This window comes from Streptomyces sp. 4F14 (genome assembly GCF_048159485.1).
Taxonomy (GTDB): Bacteria; Actinomycetota; Actinomycetes; order Streptomycetales; family Streptomycetaceae; genus Streptomyces.
Window position 1 is genome coordinate 1 of sequence record NZ_JBLRVY010000092.1, and the last position, 562, is coordinate 562.

The 562-nt window shown below is 75.4% G+C and carries 1 pseudogene; it reads left to right on the top strand.

The annotated features are described in order from the left end of the window. Positions 1-562, top strand: a pseudogene (locus tag ACLZOT_RS49760) (DNA polymerase III subunit alpha); the annotation flags it as partial.

Here is a 562-nt window from a genome sequence, read left to right on the forward strand (position 1 = left end):
GTCCTGCCGGTGCTGACCAACGCCGTGCGGTACGCGGACGCGGGGCTCGGGCCGGTCGCGGACGTCCTGGACTCCGCGCGCAGGCTCGTGCCGGTGGACCGGCACGGGGTCCTCGACAGCGGGGAACGGTGGCTCAAGCCGGCGAGCGGGATGGCGCGGGTCGCGCTGCGGGTGGCCGAGGCCGCCGGGTACGGGCCGCGCACGGCGCACCGGCTGCTGGAGGTCACCGAGGAGACGGCCGCGCTGTGCCGGGTCGACCCGGAGGACCACCTCGGGCTCGGCCGGGTCTTCTTCCCCGAACCCGAACTGGCCGGCGCCGGGCAGCGGGCGCCGGAACAGGTGCTGCGCGAGATCTGCGAGACCGGCCTCGTCCGCCGGGGGCACGACCGTGACGAGCGGTACCGGACCCGGCTGGAGGACGAGCTGCGTCTCGTCGGCCGGCTCGGGTACGCCACCTTCTTCCTCACCGTCCACCAGATCGTCCGCGACACCCGCGGCCTCGGCATCAGGATCGCGGCACGGGGCTCGGCAGCCGGGTCGCTGGCCATGCACCTGCTGGACA